The organism is Thermanaerothrix daxensis (genome assembly GCF_001306145.1).
Lineage (GTDB): Bacteria > Chloroflexota > Anaerolineae > Anaerolineales > Anaerolineaceae > Thermanaerothrix > Thermanaerothrix daxensis.
The window spans coordinates 133138-147612 of sequence record NZ_LGKO01000005.1 but is presented as its reverse complement, the minus strand read 5'-3'; the positions used below and the strand labels follow the sequence as shown (position 1 = coordinate 147612).

The window sequence follows — 14475 nt, the reverse complement described above, 5'->3', positions numbered from 1 at the left end:
ATCAGCCAATTGGCTCTTTGAAGATCACAAACTCACACACTGCATCCCCCATGGCCACACACTTCGACTCATTGACCCGGAACTCCTGCCCGCCGGAGACCCATTTGAGGCCTTCTTGAAGCAGTCCCACTGCCATGTAACAATCAGGGCGGTCACTTTTGCGCCCCCAGCACACCGGGCAGCGATGGATGGTATAAACGAAATGAGTGTCCTTTTCTTCTACAGTGGAGTACTGATCGCTGGTGGTGCTGAAAATCTTCGCCATGGCGGGCAGGCCGATGCGCAGTTTAGCCTGCAGAGGCAGTACCTTGAAGGCCAAATCGCCTACGCCAGCCAGGGCACCGAAGTGACGCAACCCATCCTGGAAAGTTGCCCGACCGGCGCGCAGGGCCAATCCGCGACCGCCACGCGGGCCGTACATTTCCTCCAACGCGCCATTAATGGCCGAGAAGTCGGCAAAATCAAACTGACGTTCCAAATTGTCGGGAGGATAGTTATCAATCAGGTGCTGCAAGTTGGCCAGGTTAAGGATGGCGTTAACGCCGTTCTTCCCCATCACATCTTCCAGTGCCAGCAGGGCAATGCGGGCAATTTTATTCGGGTAATAATAGCCGCTCTTGGGAATCGCTTCCATGGTTGCGTCTCAGATCAGTTTAGCCAGGTCTTCGGCGGCTCGGCGCATGTCCAAAAAGATCAGACCGAGCTTGGCCTGTTCACGCGCCAGCGCGGTAAGCACCGCTTCTTCACCCACCGACATCAGCACCACATAGCCCTTCTGACCCTTGATGTACACCTGATCCAGCGCACCGCGCCCCAATTCATTCGCAATGCGCTCGCCCAGCGAAAGCATGGCCGCCGACATAGCCGAAACGCGATCCTCTTCCACGCCCTGGGGCAGCGCCGAAGCAATTGTCAGCCCATCCAGGCTGACCACTGCCGAGGCTTCAATATCTGGTGAGGAGGCCTGCAATTCGCGTAACCGCTCTACCATCAGTTGAGTGCGAGACTTGGTCAAGGCGGCAACTCCTTTTTATGCGAATTTCATCCAACCACGGGGAAGATACCTAGCGTTTACTAATTTAGCACAGCCCCCGGTTGATGTCAAGCAAGCCTGTCCCGGCTTTGCAGAAGTGTAAGGGTCAACCAGGGATTCCATAAAAACCGAGAGGGCAGAGTGCGTGCTCTGCCCTCTTTCAGCGTCAGCCGGGTGACGCGAGATCAGGGTTGGGTGGGGGTCGTGGTGGGCGTGGAGCTGCTCAGGCCCCAACCTCCCCATGGCCCACGGCAGCCAAAACCACCCAGGCCCCAGCCCTTGGGCGCGTTCTGCTTGAGCCACTCCGCCTGCTGGCTGGTTAATTTGCCGTCCTGCACGGCGCGATCCAGGGTAGCACCGCGAGCCTCATCTATTTTGGCCTGGAGTTCCTCCGTGGTCAGCCCCAGTTTTTCGGCCAGGGTGGCGAAGAACGTGTCCTTGAGGTAGGTGCCCAGCGCCCAGGTACCCTGCTTCATCTGCTCCGCTTGCTCAGCCGTGAGTTTGCCGTTCTTCACTGCCAGGTCAAGGGCATCGTTGCGTGCCTCCTGCATCAGCGTGCGGAACTCATCTTGGGTCAGGCCCTTTTCCTGAGCAATCTGTGCTGGGGTGGTACCGGCCTGAAGTTTTGCCTTCAAGTCATCCACACTGAGGCCCAATCGGTTGGCCAGGGCGGTCAGCATTTCGTCTTGCAGGTAGCCGCCCCACCATCCCATCATCCCGCGGCCATGACGCCCCCAGCCGCCCCATCCCCAGGATGGGGTCGTGGACGTTGTTGAAGGGGTTTCGGTCGGCGTGGGTGCCTGAGCATGCACCCATGAGACCGCCCCAAATGCCACTCCCAGTACCAGTAAGGCACTTACGCCTATCCAAATCAATCGTTTCATCTTTCGCTAAAACCTCCTTTTTGTAAAGGGTTCTTGGCTTGCGCTTGCAGTCATGATCATAGCAAACACGTGTGAAGAATTTGTGAAGTCCTGACGAAGAGGGCTTGAAGATAACCCATTCGGACGGGAATCGCTCTTGTGAACCTTGTAACAAAGTTGACGAAAACAGACAATGACCAGTAAAATAGTAAAAGCCAAAGGAGTGCTATGAGCACGGTCAATCTTACCCGCGAACAATTGGAAGAGCGCCTGCTGGCGCTTCATCATGCCAGCCTGGAATTAGTGCGCGATGTTTCACTGGAATCCCTGTTGGAAAAGATCGCGCGCCTGGCCTGTGAACAGGTCAACGCCCAATATGCGGCCGTCGGGGTGGTTGGCCCCAACGGGGAATTAGAAGCCTTCATCCCGGTGGGGATGAGCGAAGAGGAAATTCGTCGCATGGCTCACCCCCCACGTGGGCTGGGGCTCATCGGCACGCTGATGCGCAGCGAGAAGCCCATCCGCCTGCGCGATGTTACCAGCGACCCCCGCAGTGTGGGCTTTCCTCCTCACCATCCTTTTATGACCTCCTTCCTGGGCGTGCCGATCCGCCAGGGCAACCGCCAGCTGGGGCAGATTTACCTGACCAATAAGCGAGATGCTCCGGAATTTACCGAAGAAGATGAGCAACTGATCGAGATGCTGGCGGCATATGCCGCCGTTGCCATCACCAACGCACGCATCTACCGCCAATTAGTCGAGCGCGACCGCATCCTCACCCGCCGCAACGAAAACCTGGCTTTGCTCAACGAACTGGCATCTACCCTGGCCACCTCCTCGGACATTGATCAGATTTTGGATAAAGCCCTCACCCAGGTGCTGGATTATCTGCAACTGGAAGTGGGGGAGGTTTATCTGCGCCAGGAAAACGGGCGCACCCTGCAACGCATGTTGCACCGCGGCTCGGTGGTTGAGGCGCTGTGGCAGCGCGAAGAATTTGCCCTGGGCGAGAGCATCATCGGCCAGGTGGCCAAGCGCGACCAGCCCTTTGTCTTCAAGCCGGCCCCACCCGATGGGCAAGGCCTGCATCCACAGGTGATTCTGCAGCATTTTCAGCAGGTGGCCTGCCTCCCCATTCGCGGCCGCCAGGGCGTGCTGGGAGTATTGTGCGTAGCCAGCCGTCATGCACGCCCCCTGGACGATCTGGAAATGCAGTTCCTGGCCACCATCAGTTCCTGGATGGGATTGGCCATTGAGAATGTGCGTCTAAACTTGCAGGGCCGCCGCCTGGCCGTGCTTGAGGAACGCGAGCGCATCGGCATGGACCTGCACGACGGCGTGATCCAGTCCATCTACGCGGTAGGGCTGACCTTGGAACACGCCCGTCTGCTGATCCACCAGGACCCCCAGGCCGCCCTGCAGCGGATTGAGCAGGCCATCCGGGATATTGACAGCACCATTCGCGACATCCGCGCCTACATCCTTGACCTGCGACCACGCCAGTTGCAAAACGAGACCCTGATGCAGGGCATCCGTCGCCTGGTCAAGGAGTTTCATGCCAACACTCTGCTTAATGTGGACCTGCAAGGGCCAGAAGATGAACTGGCCGGCCTGCCCGAAATTCAGGCGGTAGCGCTTTTCCACATCTGCCAGGAGGCGCTCGCCAACATTGCCAAACATGCCCGCGCCCGACACGTGGAAGTCACCTTGTGGAAAACTACGGACCGCGTCTTGCTGGAAGTCCGGGACGACGGACGTGGCTTCGACCCCCAACAGGTTTGTCAGTCCATCGGTCACGGGCTTTCCAACATGCAAACTCGCGCCCGCCAAGCAGGGGGAGAGGTGGAGATCATCTCCGAGCCCGGGGCGGGCACGACCATCCTGGCCTGGGTGCCCCTGACCAATGACGAGTAACACCGATCCGGCGGAGCGCGCCGCGCGCATCCGCCACATGTTTGGGCAGATTGCCCCACGCTACGATTTGACCAACCGCCTGATGACAGGCGGTTTAGATTTAGCCTGGCGGCGCGAGGCTGTGCGCGGCCTGCATTTGCCACCGGGGGCCATTGTGCTGGATCTGGGCTGTGGTACCGGCGATCTTGCCCGTGAGGTGATGCGCCAGGTGCCCAAAGTGCGGGTGGTGGCCGCCGATTTCACCCTGCCCATGCTTCTGCTGGGGCAACGCCGCACTTTTCCACATCCCCCCGCATGGTGCGCCGCAGACGCACTGGCCCTGCCCTTTACTACCGAGACGTTCGACGCCCTGGTTTGCGCCTTTTTGCTGCGCAACGTGGCCGACCTGCCCCAGACCCTGCGCGAGATGGCTCGGGTGCTCAAAACCGGTGGACAGATCGCCATCCTTGAAACAACCCGTCCTACCCCCCACCCCCTCCGCCCGCTCCGCGATGCATTGATGTTCAGGATGATCCCCTGGATCGGCGGCGTGCTCACCGGCAAGCGCGAGGCCTATGAGTACTTGGCGCATTCCAGCGCTGGGTTTCTCTCCGCGCCCCAATTGGCCACCGCTCTGGAAGCAGCGGGCTTCTCAGACGTGCGTTTTGTGTATAAAATGATGGGCACTATCGCCATTCACTGGGGCCATACATGACCTCCCGCCATCCTCCTGGTTCTCCTGCCGATGCATCCAAAGCCGCCCTGCGTGGCACCCCTTCCTACGTCTGGCGAGCCGGACAGGAACGCCGTTTGAACATGATCCTGGCGGCCGCCGAAGGACGCGAACGGGGGCGGGTATTCGTGGATGGTTGCGGCGTGGGGCAGTACTTAGCCCGTCTGGGCGAGTCGGCACATTTGGCCGTGGGGCTGGATATCGAATGGGAGCGCACCCGCGAGGCCTATGGCCGTCACCCGCGGGTGGTTTGTGGAGCCGGCGAGGCCCTGCCCTTTCCTGCCCACACCTTCGACCTCGTCCTCAGCCACGAAGTAATCGAACACGTGGCCGACGATCGTCAGACATTGGCTGAGATTGCTCGCGTACTGGCACCCGGTGGGCGGCTGGTACTCTTCTGCCCCAACCGGGGCTACCCCTTCGAGACCCATGGCATCTACTGGCGGGGCAGGTACCGCTTCGGCAACATTCCGCTGGTCAATTACCTCCCCCAGCGCTGGCGCGACCGCCTGGCCCCACATGTGCGCGTTTATTCAAGCCGCGACCTGGATCGCCTGATCGCCGGCCTGCCCCTGCGCGTGGTCCAACGCACGATCATCTTCGGCGCCTACGATAACATCATTGCCCGCTTCCCTCGTTTGGGACGTCTCCTGAGAGCGGTCCTGCAGGCGCTCGAAAAGACCCCCCTGCGCCTCCTGGGGCTTTCACACTTCTGGGTGCTGGAAAAGATCACACCCTAGCGCAGACGAAAATCGTAAATTCCGTCTTCTACCGCATAGGTGCGCCCACATTCCGGGCAAGTGATCTCAGGGGGGGTATCGGCCAGGGGCTCATGACCACAGGCCGGACAACGGAAGGCAAACGTCGAAGCCGCCGGGGTTTCGCCACGGGCACGCGCGCGTACAAAGACACTGGGCGAAAGTTGCCACCAGTCCCCCGTCCACTGGGCCAATCCATCCAGTTTTACCAACAATCCCAGTGGCAAAAGCCGCTTAAACAACCCCAGCCGAAAGTGTGAAACGGTCAACTGGCGCTCAACGGCAAAGCCACTCAGGTTCAACCAGGTACGCACCGTGGCAGGATGAAAATCGAAATTCAAGGGAGCGAATTCCACCGGCTCCGGGGTGAAAGGACTCCATACCTGGCGGCGCAGAAGGTAGCGCAGAATGGCTTTGAGATTGCATTTATTGGCAAACTCCAGGATAAACACACCACGCGGGCGCAAAATTCGTCGGGCTTCCTCCAACACCCGCCGCGGCTCCACCATGTGGTGCAAAGTGCGGATCATCGTGGCGGCATCAAAGAAGCCGCTCACGAACGGCAGGCGGTACGCATCCCCCGCAACATAAAGATAACGCCCATCTTGCCCCAGGCGTTCCTGGGCTTGTTGCAACTGGGTGCGGGAATAATCCAGCAGTACAATGCGCTGGTAGCCATGATAACGCGGTGTATTCCGCCCTGCCCCCGCTCCGATTTCCAACAGCCACTGCCCGCCTTCAGGAGGCAGGAGACGACGTAGGGCCAGGGCTTCTACAGCATCCTCGTAGGCACGCCCGCCCTGCTCCCAGAAAGAGCGCTGATAATCTGAGCCTTCATAATTGCAAATGGGAGGAGTTTCCATAGGCTAACAGGTGTAAAAATTGCGTCGGGCAGGTTCGCCGGCGGCGCCCAGAAGGGCCGCCTTACTGCTGCTTCCTCTCGGACCTGACAGGGTTCGGCGGTTTCTGCCGCGCCGGTCCCACCCGAACGCGCCTTAATCATACCCCGCTCTGCGCGGGCTGTCAATCACGACCGTAACCGTTACTTCAGTCCCCTGCAGGCAGACTAATCCTCCTGGGGGACCCAGGGCGCATCGTCCTCACCCTCAAACGATGAAGGGGCCGCCAGCCCTTCCCGCTCTGGTGCATCTTTGCCCAACCGCAGTGCCAGCGCCTCTACCAGCGCTTGAAAGAATACTACCGTGCGCAGAATCATCTGCCTGTCGCCTTGAAAAGGCTCACGCTCAGTAGCCTCGCTCAATCGCCGCACTACACGGATTTGCGGGTGCAATTCAAACTGCGCTGCCGGTACCCCCAACCGTTGCCAGGCAAAGCGGGTAATGGTTTCCTGCCCCAGACGACCGTTAGCCGTAAAGGTGTGATCCACGTCCACGACCGAGAGCCAGGGACCCGACTCGCGAAAACCAAAACGAGACAGCAGACTCAGGATTAGGCGGCGTTCGCCCGGGCAACTCTGCCCATGCAGGGTGCCCAGAGCCAATCCAAAATCACGATAGGCCGCGCAACCGTGCACATCCACGATAAAACGAACGGAGTATCGGCGTACGATTTGACGTAAGGCCCGTTTGTACGGCGTCTCTGGATAAAAGCCCGGGTCCGGATCCGCCTTGCGCCAGGTGAAAAGCGCATGCGCCCCGCTCAATTCCGCCACCAGGCGCACCAGTGCCGCAGTATAATCCTCCTCTTCCTTCAGACGGCCTTCGCGCACATGGGCTGCGCCATGTGGCGCCGATAATAGAATCGGCAACCGTCCCGGCAAGAAACGGAAATAACGCTCCCCCGGCGCAGGTGGGGTTTTATACGCCACTTCAGACTCCAGCGCCACCAAGCGCTCTAACCACGCTTCCACATTCACCCCTTAAATGCGACTGAACCGCTCACTGACGCGATAACCGCGCCGGGTAGGGGTGCTCCCGGCAGCACAGAAGAGTTGTACACAGGTGTCGGTCTGTTTTTTGGCTTCGGCTTCTTTGTAGGCCTCGTAAGAGGACCAGAATGAGATGATCTGCCACTGCATCGGATCATCCACCGACTGCACCAGCACCGAATGCAGCAAATCTTTCGGCGGATGGCGCACCGCTTCGGCAAAGGCCTTTTGGAGCGTGCTCCAGTTCTCACGGGCCACATAACCCATCAAAACGGTTACATACATGGTAACCTCCTGGGCCAGCCCATCCTCCGAAGAGCGTGCCCAATTTCATTATACAAAATTTGCCCAGACAAGCGCAAATCTCAATCCGACACCCTTGATGCTGAGAGCGCTCCCAAACCACATATCCATGGTATAATGGAACCAAACCAGAGATATCTAGACAAATTATAAAGAGGGGGGCTCAAACAATCTACTTCTGGTAACTCGTCTTCCAAGGGAGGAGACTCTTTACATGAACCGACGACGCTTGTTTTGGGGTGGAGCGCTCTTAATTCTGGGGCTGCTCTTGCTGTTAGAAAACCTGGGGCTTCTGCCCTTCAGCGCCTGGGCGATCTTCTGGCCGCTTCTCTTGATCTTCCTGGGAATTGGGTTGTTATTACGGTTTCGACCCGAGGCTGCCGCGGGTGCACGCCGTGAGATCACCCTCCCCCTTGAAGGGGCCCGCACAGCCTCTGTGCGCCTGGACCACGGCGCGGGGTATCTGCGCCTAGGGGCACTGGAAACAAACGAGGATCTGCTCCTGCACGGGATTCTGGGCAGCGCGGTCAGGTTGGAGCAACAACGTCAGGGAGAGGACCTCTCGGTGCAGATGCGGGTGGAAGCCGACGCCCTTTTCCTACCCTGGGTCAGCAGCGCAGGAGGACATCATTGGGAACTCAGCCTCAATCCGCATGTCCCGCTGAATCTGGATCTGCGCCTGGGGGCCAATCAGAGCCACCTCGATCTCAGCGCCCTGCAGGTCCGGCATCTACACCTGGAAACCGGGGCCAGTGAGACCACCCTCATCCTCCCTGCCCAGGGTCAGGGCAGCGCCCACCTCAAAAGTGGGGTTGCCAGCCTGAAGATTCGGGTTCCTCCTACCCTGGCCGTACGCATTCGCGTGCAAAGCGGGCTGGCCGGGGTCAACGTGGATACCCAGCGGTTTCCGCATAACGGCGAGGTTTACGAATCGCCGGATTACCCCACAGCCACCAACCGCTTTGAGATCCATGTAGAAACAGGTTTGGGCTCAGTCGAAATCTTTTAGCCCATTTTACGTAGATAGAAAAGGCCGATCTCGTTATTTTCTTTCTCTTGAGGAGGGAAACATGTCCGAATCGCGCTGGCGCATCATCGGCGGGGTGGCTCTCATCCTGGCCGGATTGCTGGCCCTGGTCAGTCTGTGGTTTGAGGTCAACCTGGCAGGCGTGGTCTGGGGTATTTTGTTGGCGGTAGGTGGAGTGATCTTCCTGGGGGTCCTGCTCTCCAATCGTGAGGCCTGGTGGGCCGCCTTCCCCGCTTTCCCGCTCCTGGGCATCGCCGCTCTCATCCTGCTGGGCACGTTTGCCCCGCAAGCCACCCGCTACTGGGGTGGGGCGCTGGTCCTGGGAAGCATTGGGTTGAGTTTTGTGGTGGTTTACCTGCTACGTCGGGAGTTCTGGTGGGCTATCATCCCGGCTGGCACGATGCTTACCCTGGCGCTAGTCACCCTCGCGGAGTCTCTCCTCCCCGGTGCCAGCGGTGGTTGGGTGTTTTTTGCCGGCTTAGGATTGACATTCCTCGTGCTCTATTTACTGCCCGGGCCGGGCGGTACGCACATGACCTGGCCTCTGTACCCGGCGGGTATTCTCCTGGTTCTTTCTTTGTTGCTGTTCCTTGGCACCACCGCGTTAGGACGCTTCTTCTGGCCACTGGCGCTCATCCTCGTAGGAGTCTTTCTGGTTTACCGCGCTTTGCGGGGAACACGATCCTGAAGGGAGGGAATGTCATGCAAAAAACTCGACCAAGTTTGTTTTTTCCGCTTCTGCTGATCGCCGTGGGAGTGGTGTTCTTGCTGAATAACCTGGGGGTGATCCATGTAGATGGCTGGGAACTGTTGATCCGCCTGTGGCCTTTGCTTTTCATCATCGGCGGATTGGATCATATCTACCAGGGCAAAGGCTGGACCTGGGGAGTGTTTTCCATCCTGTTGGGCGGGGTATTCCTGCTGGCTAACCTCGGTTTTCTCCCCCTGGGGGGATGGGAACTGCTTCTTCGCCTGTGGCCGATCTTCCTGATCGCCCTTGGGCTGGATCTGGTGGTGCGCGAGCGCCCCGCTTGGGCCTCAGCGCTGGCAATGGCAGTCATGTTGGTTCTGCTAGGTGGGATTACCTGGTTTGCCATTGGCCAGGCGCGTATCCCTGCGAATGCCCAACCGCTCACCTACGCGCTCCCTGCCGGGGCACAGCGCGCTCAGATTGAGATTGAGCAACCCCTGGGCCGCCTGGAACTCAGCGGGGGAGCCGCCGAGCGCACCCTGGTTGAGGGTGAAATCACCCTGCCCCGTGGTTTAGGCCTGACCACCCAGATGGAGACGGTTGGCGGCACCGCCCAGGTGCGAATCGGCGCAGAAGGCCGTTCGGTTGTTTTCCCCTGGAGCGCAGGGCCAAGCCAATCACTCTGGCGGTTACGCCTCAACGCGCAAATTCCCATGGAAATCAGCCTGAAAAGTGGGCTGGGTGAGCAGGTGCTGGATTTGAGCGCACTCACTTCCCTCAGTCGCCTCGAAAGCGAGGTGGCTTTGGGCAGCCTGACCGTGACTCTGCCAGCCACCGGTGAACTGGAAGGCCGACTGGCCAATCCCATTGGTTTCACCACCCTGATTGTGCCCCGCACAGCACGCCTGGAACTGCGCATTAACCGCGCCCTGTCCACACTGACTCTGCCCACAGATTTTACCTGCCAGGAAAACCTCTGCTACTCGCCCGGAACAACCGCTACCAACGCGCGTCAGCGCCTGAGCGTAGAACAACCCATGGGGGGGCTGCGGGTGATCTACGCGCCGTGAAGGTGTTTGGAGTCTTCCCCCAAGCCAGGTACCAGTCCAGCGGAAGGGAACTTTTTCGCCAGCAGGGCGTCTTATTGGTGTCAATAAACCAATTTCACTCATCTCTCTGTAAGGAGGAAACCTCATGAGAAAGCCCCTTATGCTCGCCCTGCTGACCCTGGTCATGCTGGGATTGCTGGCCGGCTGCATCCAGGTGCCAGCATCGTCTCAAGAGCAAATCCGCACCCTGAATGTTTCGGGAAGCGGGAAGGTATATGTGGTGCCGGACATCGCCTACATCTACGTGGGAGTGCGCACCGAAGCCGATGACGTTGCCAGTGCCCTGAACGCGAACAACCAACAAGCCCAGGCCATCGTCAATCTGCTCAAGGAACGCGGCGTTGCCCAGGAAGATATTCAGACCAGCGCCTTCAACGTATACCCCCAGCAGAACTTCGGTCCCAACGGTGAGGTGCTCGGCACTAAATTTGTCGTGGAAAATACCGTTTTCATCACCGCACGCGATTTGAGCCAGTTGGGCGGTCTGCTGGATGCGGTGGTGCGGGCCGGTGCCAACAACATTTACGGCATCACGTTTGATGTCGCCGACCGCGAAAAAGCCGAGTCGGAGGCCCGCCGCCTAGCGATCGAGAACGCCAAGGCCCGTGCTCAGGAACTGGCCCAGACCGTTGGAGTCACCCTGGGCGAGGTGCAGAATGTCAGTGTGTACTCCTCAGGCAGCCCCATCCCGGTGTATGAGGCCAAGGGCATGGGCCTGGGGGGTGGTGGCAGCGCCCCAATCGCCGCCGGGCAATTGATTATCAGCGCCGACGCCAACATCACCTACCTTATCCGCTAGGTATCCAAACCTGTATGCTGAGGTCACGCCCCTGCGTAGATTGACGCAGGGGCGTTCTGATTTGCGGTTCAGTACGGAATCGCGCTGATGCGCGCCAGTTTGCTCAGGCGGTGGGTGGCAATGATGCGACGCACCGTGCCGGTCAGCCCGCGCATGCTCAGACTCTCCGTGGTCGCCCCATCCGGGAAGTACTGTACCCCCCGCAGGAGATCGCCATTGGTCACCCCGGTCGCGGCAAAAAAGACATCGTCCGATGCAATCAGGTCATCCAGGGTTAAGACTTTGTCAAAATCATAACCCAGTTCTTCACAGCGCGCCCGCTCTTCAGGGGTTCGGGCGTACAATTTTCCCTGGAGATTGCCCCCTGCACACCGCAGCGCCGCGGCGGCAATGACCCCTTCGGGCGAGCCGCCGATTCCCATCATCACATCAATGCCCGAAGATGGGATGCAGGTCATCAGTGCACCTGCCACATCCCCATCCGGGATGAGCGAGATGCGCGCCCCAACCCGGCGGATTTCGGCGATCAGCGAAGCATGGCGCGGGCGGTCCAGCACTACCACGGTGAGATTTTCAACCGGCACCCCTTTGGCTTTGGCAATACGGCGCAGGTTCTCCTCGACCGGAGCCTCAATATCAATCACATCCCGCGCTGCCGGACCAACGGCAATTTTATGCATGTACACCGCCGGACCGGGGTTGAACATGGTCCCCCGCGGCGCCAGCGCCACTACCGAGATGGCATTGGGCAACCCATGCGCAGTGGGGCGTGTCCCGTCAATGGGGTCCACGGCAATGTCCACCTGCGGTGGATCCCCGGTGCCCAGACGCTCCCCATTGTAGAGCATGGGGGCCTGATCTTTTTCTCCTTCCCCGATGACCACCACCCCGTCCATTTGAATGGTGTTGAGCATCAGGCGCATGGCATCTACGGCCGCACGGTCGGCAGCCTCTTTATCGCCACGTCCCACGTAGCGCCCGGCCGCCAGCGCCGCCGCCTCTGTCACCCGCACCAGTTCCAAGGCCAGGTTGCGCGTCGGTCGGGTATCACCGATCTCGCTGTGTAAGGGGACCTCACTCATCGCTTTCCTCCGTCTATTGGGAATAAGGTTTACACGGATAACCACAAACCTGTGATCAGGTAGTACCCGATCACGGCCGCCCAAATCCAGGAATCAATGCGATCCAATATCCCCCCATGGCCTGGCAGTAAATGGCTGGCTTCTTTTACCCCAAACTGGCGCTTGAACATGCTCTCTCCTAAATCCCCCAATGGCGCCAGCGTACCGATCAATACCCCGAGGATGAGCCCTTGCGAGGGTTGCAGAGCAGGAAAACGCAATTGCCACAACCACGCCAGCAACAGACCGCTCAGGATGGCAAAGGCCACTCCGGCCAGGTAACCCTCCCAGGTCTTGTTTGGACTGATGGCGGGTGCCAGTTTGTGCTGACCAAAACGCCTCCCGATGAGAAAGGCCGCCGAATCCGCAATCCCGATAATCGGGATGACCAGCAACAGCCACCATAACCCCTGAGGTAGGGCACGTAGCGAGATCAGATAACTGCCCAACCATCCAATGTAGAGCAACCCGCCCAGCGTGATCGCGAAATCCACGCCTTGGGCGGTGTTCGTGGTGGCCATCGCCACCATGTGGGCCAGCATGGTCACCAGAATGAGCGCTGAAAGGATCAGGTGGCTGTGATCAAATCCCCAGGCAGCACGGCTCAACACCAGGATCGCCACGCCGGGCAAAAGCACACCCGCCAGCGGTGCATACCCTCCCCGACGGAAGATGCGCCAATATTCCCAGGCCGCTACCACTAAGATCAAGGCAATAAACGCCGCATAGGGCCAGCCCCCCCACACAGCAAAAGTCACACCCACCGGAATCAGGACAATGATGACCATGAGGCGCTGGGCAAGCATTTATCAGACCTCGGAGCAGCACTCATCTGTGGGCAGGCGGCCAAACCGACGTTCGCGGCGGCTGTAATCCACCAGGGCTTTAAGCAATTCCTCGCGATCAAAGTCCGGCCACAAGGTCGGGGTCACATACCATTCAGCATAAGCGGCTTGCCAGATCAGAAAATTGCTGATGCGCATCTCCCCCGACGTGCGGATGATCAGATCGGGATCGGGAATGCCGGCCGTAAACAAGTAACGGCTGACCAGTTCGTCGGTCACCTCTTCGGGCCTGATCCCATCCTCGATCATCTTGCGAATAGCGCAGACAATCTCATCCCGTCCCCCGTAATTCCAGGCGATGTTGAGGATCAAACGGTCGTTATCCCGAGTCAACTCAACCGCGTATTTGACCTTCTCTACCAGGGTGGGATTGAGACGCTCCAAACGGCCAATATGCTGCAAGCGCACCCCCTCACGGTGCAATTCATCCAGTTCTTTGTCAATCACTTCTTCCAGAATGGCCATCAGCCCGTTGACCTCTTCTTCAGGCCGTCCCCAATTTTCGGTCGAGAAAGCATAAATGGTCAGGTATTTGATGTTAAATTCCACACAAGCCCGAATGATACGGCGCAGGTTCTCAGTGCCGGCGCGGTGGCCCGCCAGGCGTGGCAGACCACGCTGACGCGCCCAGCGTCCGTTACCGTCCATAATGATGGCAATGTGGGTGGGGACTTTGGTCAATTCAGGGGCTGAAACAGCCGCAGGGGTTGATTCCATAGGATTAGAATTCCAGGATTTCCTTTTCTTTTCGGGCACCAATCGTATCCACTTCTCCAATCATGCGGTCGGTGAGTTTTTGCAGTTCTTCCTCACCTTTTTTCAAGTCGTCTTCTGAGATCAGTTTTTCCTTCTCAAATTCGCGCAGATCTTTCATCACATCGCGGCGGATGTTGCGAATGGCCACACGTGCTTCTTCCAGGCGCGCATGAACCATTTTGACCAGTTCGCGCCGGCGTTCTTCGGTCAGGGGAGGGAGCACCAGGCGCATGGTCTTGCCATCATTCGAGGGGGTCAGCCCCAACGGAGAGGCAATAATCGCCTTCTCAATCGCGCGCAGGGTAGAAGGGTCAAATGGCTTAATCAACAGGGTACGTGGGTCAGGCACGCTGATGGCCGCCAATTGCATCAACGGGGTGGGCACTCCATAGTACTCTACCGGGATCTTTTCAATCAACGCCGGTGTGGCGCGGCCAGTGCGAATCCCGGCAAGGTCTTCTTCCAGGGTTTGCAGCGCCCCTTTCATGCGGGCTTCGGCTTCTTTGAGAGCGTCTTTAATCATAGGCCAGACCTCCTTCCGTTTAGCAGCGTCAGGATCATGCGCGCACGCGCCGGAGCACCTCCGGCTGCCTTCCGGGCAGCCGCTGGGCGAAAGGGAACCTCACCCCCCGGTTTGCCCAAACGAAGGTGATTAA

General features: G+C 59.0%; 17 protein-coding genes and 1 other RNA gene. 7 read left to right on the top strand and 11 right to left on the bottom strand.

Annotated elements, in window-relative coordinates; translation table 11 throughout:
• Position 1: 1 nt before the first annotated feature.
• The 3 genes from SE15_RS09385 to SE15_RS09375 all read right to left on the bottom strand — a co-directional run bounded on the left by SE15_RS09385 (position 2) and on the right by SE15_RS09375 (position 1917).
• Positions 2-634, bottom strand: a complete 633-nt coding sequence (locus SE15_RS09385; protein WP_054521867.1) for a V4R domain-containing protein — start codon at positions 632-634, stop codon at positions 2-4.
• Between the two features lie 9 nt (positions 635-643).
• Positions 644-991 carry a roadblock/LC7 domain-containing protein gene (locus SE15_RS09380; RefSeq protein WP_054521866.1) on the bottom strand — a complete coding sequence of 116 codons (348 nt, stop codon included), beginning with the start codon at positions 989-991 and terminating at the stop codon, positions 644-646.
• Between the two features lie 227 nt (positions 992-1218).
• Positions 1219-1917 (bottom strand): phage protease, encoded by a 699-nt coding sequence (locus tag SE15_RS09375; protein WP_054521865.1) that lies wholly within the window; start codon positions 1915-1917, stop codon positions 1219-1221.
• Positions 1918-2124: 207 nt separating this feature from the next.
• Here SE15_RS09375 and SE15_RS09370 point away from each other — a divergent pair, with 207 nt between their 5' ends.
• The 3 genes from SE15_RS09370 to SE15_RS09360 are packed head-to-tail and all read left to right on the top strand — an operon-like array spanning position 2125 to position 5262.
• Positions 2125-3810, top strand: coding sequence for a GAF domain-containing sensor histidine kinase (locus tag SE15_RS09370; protein WP_054521864.1), 1686 nt, complete (start codon positions 2125-2127; stop codon positions 3808-3810).
• Positions 3800-4504, top strand: coding sequence for a ubiquinone/menaquinone biosynthesis methyltransferase (locus SE15_RS09365; RefSeq protein WP_054521863.1), 705 nt, complete (start codon positions 3800-3802; stop codon positions 4502-4504). The genes SE15_RS09370 and SE15_RS09365 overlap by 11 nt, the downstream gene beginning before the upstream one ends.
• Positions 4501-5262 carry a class I SAM-dependent methyltransferase gene (locus SE15_RS09360; RefSeq protein ID WP_054521862.1) on the top strand — a complete coding sequence of 254 codons (762 nt, stop codon included), beginning with the start codon at positions 4501-4503 and terminating at the stop codon, positions 5260-5262. The genes SE15_RS09365 and SE15_RS09360 overlap by 4 nt, the downstream gene beginning before the upstream one ends.
• On the opposite strand, the gene SE15_RS09355 is transcribed toward SE15_RS09360, so the two are convergent.
• From SE15_RS09355 to SE15_RS09345, 4 genes are all read right to left on the bottom strand, one after another.
• Positions 5259-6143, bottom strand: a complete 885-nt coding sequence (locus tag SE15_RS09355) for a methyltransferase domain-containing protein (RefSeq protein ID WP_054521861.1) — start codon at positions 6141-6143, stop codon at positions 5259-5261. The two genes, SE15_RS09360 and SE15_RS09355, sit on opposite strands and share 4 nt — an antisense overlap.
• Positions 6144-6166: 23 nt before the next feature.
• Positions 6167-6266: signal recognition particle sRNA small type (ffs, locus tag SE15_RS14195), an RNA gene on the bottom strand.
• Positions 6267-6346: 80 nt separating this feature from the next.
• Positions 6347-7150 carry an N-formylglutamate amidohydrolase gene (locus SE15_RS09350; RefSeq protein WP_152965586.1) on the bottom strand — a complete coding sequence of 268 codons (804 nt, stop codon included), beginning with the start codon at positions 7148-7150 and terminating at the stop codon, positions 6347-6349.
• A 9-nt stretch (positions 7151-7159) separates the two neighbouring features.
• A complete protein-coding gene (locus SE15_RS09345; protein ID WP_054521859.1) occupies positions 7160-7453 on the bottom strand; it encodes a hypothetical protein in 294 nt (97 codons plus the stop codon).
• A 232-nt stretch (positions 7454-7685) separates the two neighbouring features.
• On the opposite strand from SE15_RS09345, the gene SE15_RS09340 reads away from it, so the two are divergent.
• The 4 genes from SE15_RS09340 to SE15_RS09325 all read left to right on the top strand — a co-directional run bounded on the left by SE15_RS09340 (position 7686) and on the right by SE15_RS09325 (position 11097).
• On the top strand, positions 7686-8480 hold the full coding sequence (locus SE15_RS09340; protein WP_054521858.1) for a LiaI-LiaF-like domain-containing protein: 795 nt from the start codon (positions 7686-7688) through the stop codon (positions 8478-8480).
• 61 nt (positions 8481-8541) lie between these two features.
• Positions 8542-9186, top strand: coding sequence for a hypothetical protein (locus tag SE15_RS09335; protein WP_054521857.1), 645 nt, complete (start codon positions 8542-8544; stop codon positions 9184-9186).
• Between the two features lie 14 nt (positions 9187-9200).
• A complete protein-coding gene (locus SE15_RS09330; protein WP_054521856.1) occupies positions 9201-10259 on the top strand; it encodes a LiaF transmembrane domain-containing protein in 1059 nt (352 codons plus the stop codon).
• A gap of 124 nt (positions 10260-10383) precedes the next feature.
• Positions 10384-11097 carry an SIMPL domain-containing protein gene (locus SE15_RS09325; protein ID WP_083461855.1) on the top strand — a complete coding sequence of 238 codons (714 nt, stop codon included), beginning with the start codon at positions 10384-10386 and terminating at the stop codon, positions 11095-11097.
• A 68-nt stretch (positions 11098-11165) separates the two neighbouring features.
• Here SE15_RS09325 and glpX read toward each other — a convergent pair whose 3' ends face one another.
• From glpX to frr, 4 genes are read right to left on the bottom strand one after another with little or no spacing between them, the layout of a single operon-like run.
• Positions 11166-12179 carry a class II fructose-bisphosphatase gene (gene glpX / locus SE15_RS09320; protein ID WP_054521854.1) on the bottom strand — a complete coding sequence of 338 codons (1014 nt, stop codon included), beginning with the start codon at positions 12177-12179 and terminating at the stop codon, positions 11166-11168.
• A 29-nt stretch (positions 12180-12208) separates the two neighbouring features.
• Entirely contained in the window at positions 12209-13024 is an 816-nt protein-coding gene (locus SE15_RS09315) for a phosphatidate cytidylyltransferase (protein ID WP_054521853.1), read from the bottom strand.
• Positions 13025-13027: 3 nt separating this feature from the next.
• On the bottom strand, positions 13028-13780 hold the full coding sequence (locus SE15_RS09310) for an isoprenyl transferase (RefSeq protein ID WP_054521852.1): 753 nt from the start codon (positions 13778-13780) through the stop codon (positions 13028-13030).
• A 4-nt stretch (positions 13781-13784) separates the two neighbouring features.
• Complete coding sequence (gene frr / locus SE15_RS09305; protein ID WP_054521851.1) at positions 13785-14342, bottom strand: ribosome recycling factor; 558 nt, start codon at positions 14340-14342, stop codon at positions 13785-13787.
• Positions 14343-14475: the final 133 nt, after the last annotated feature.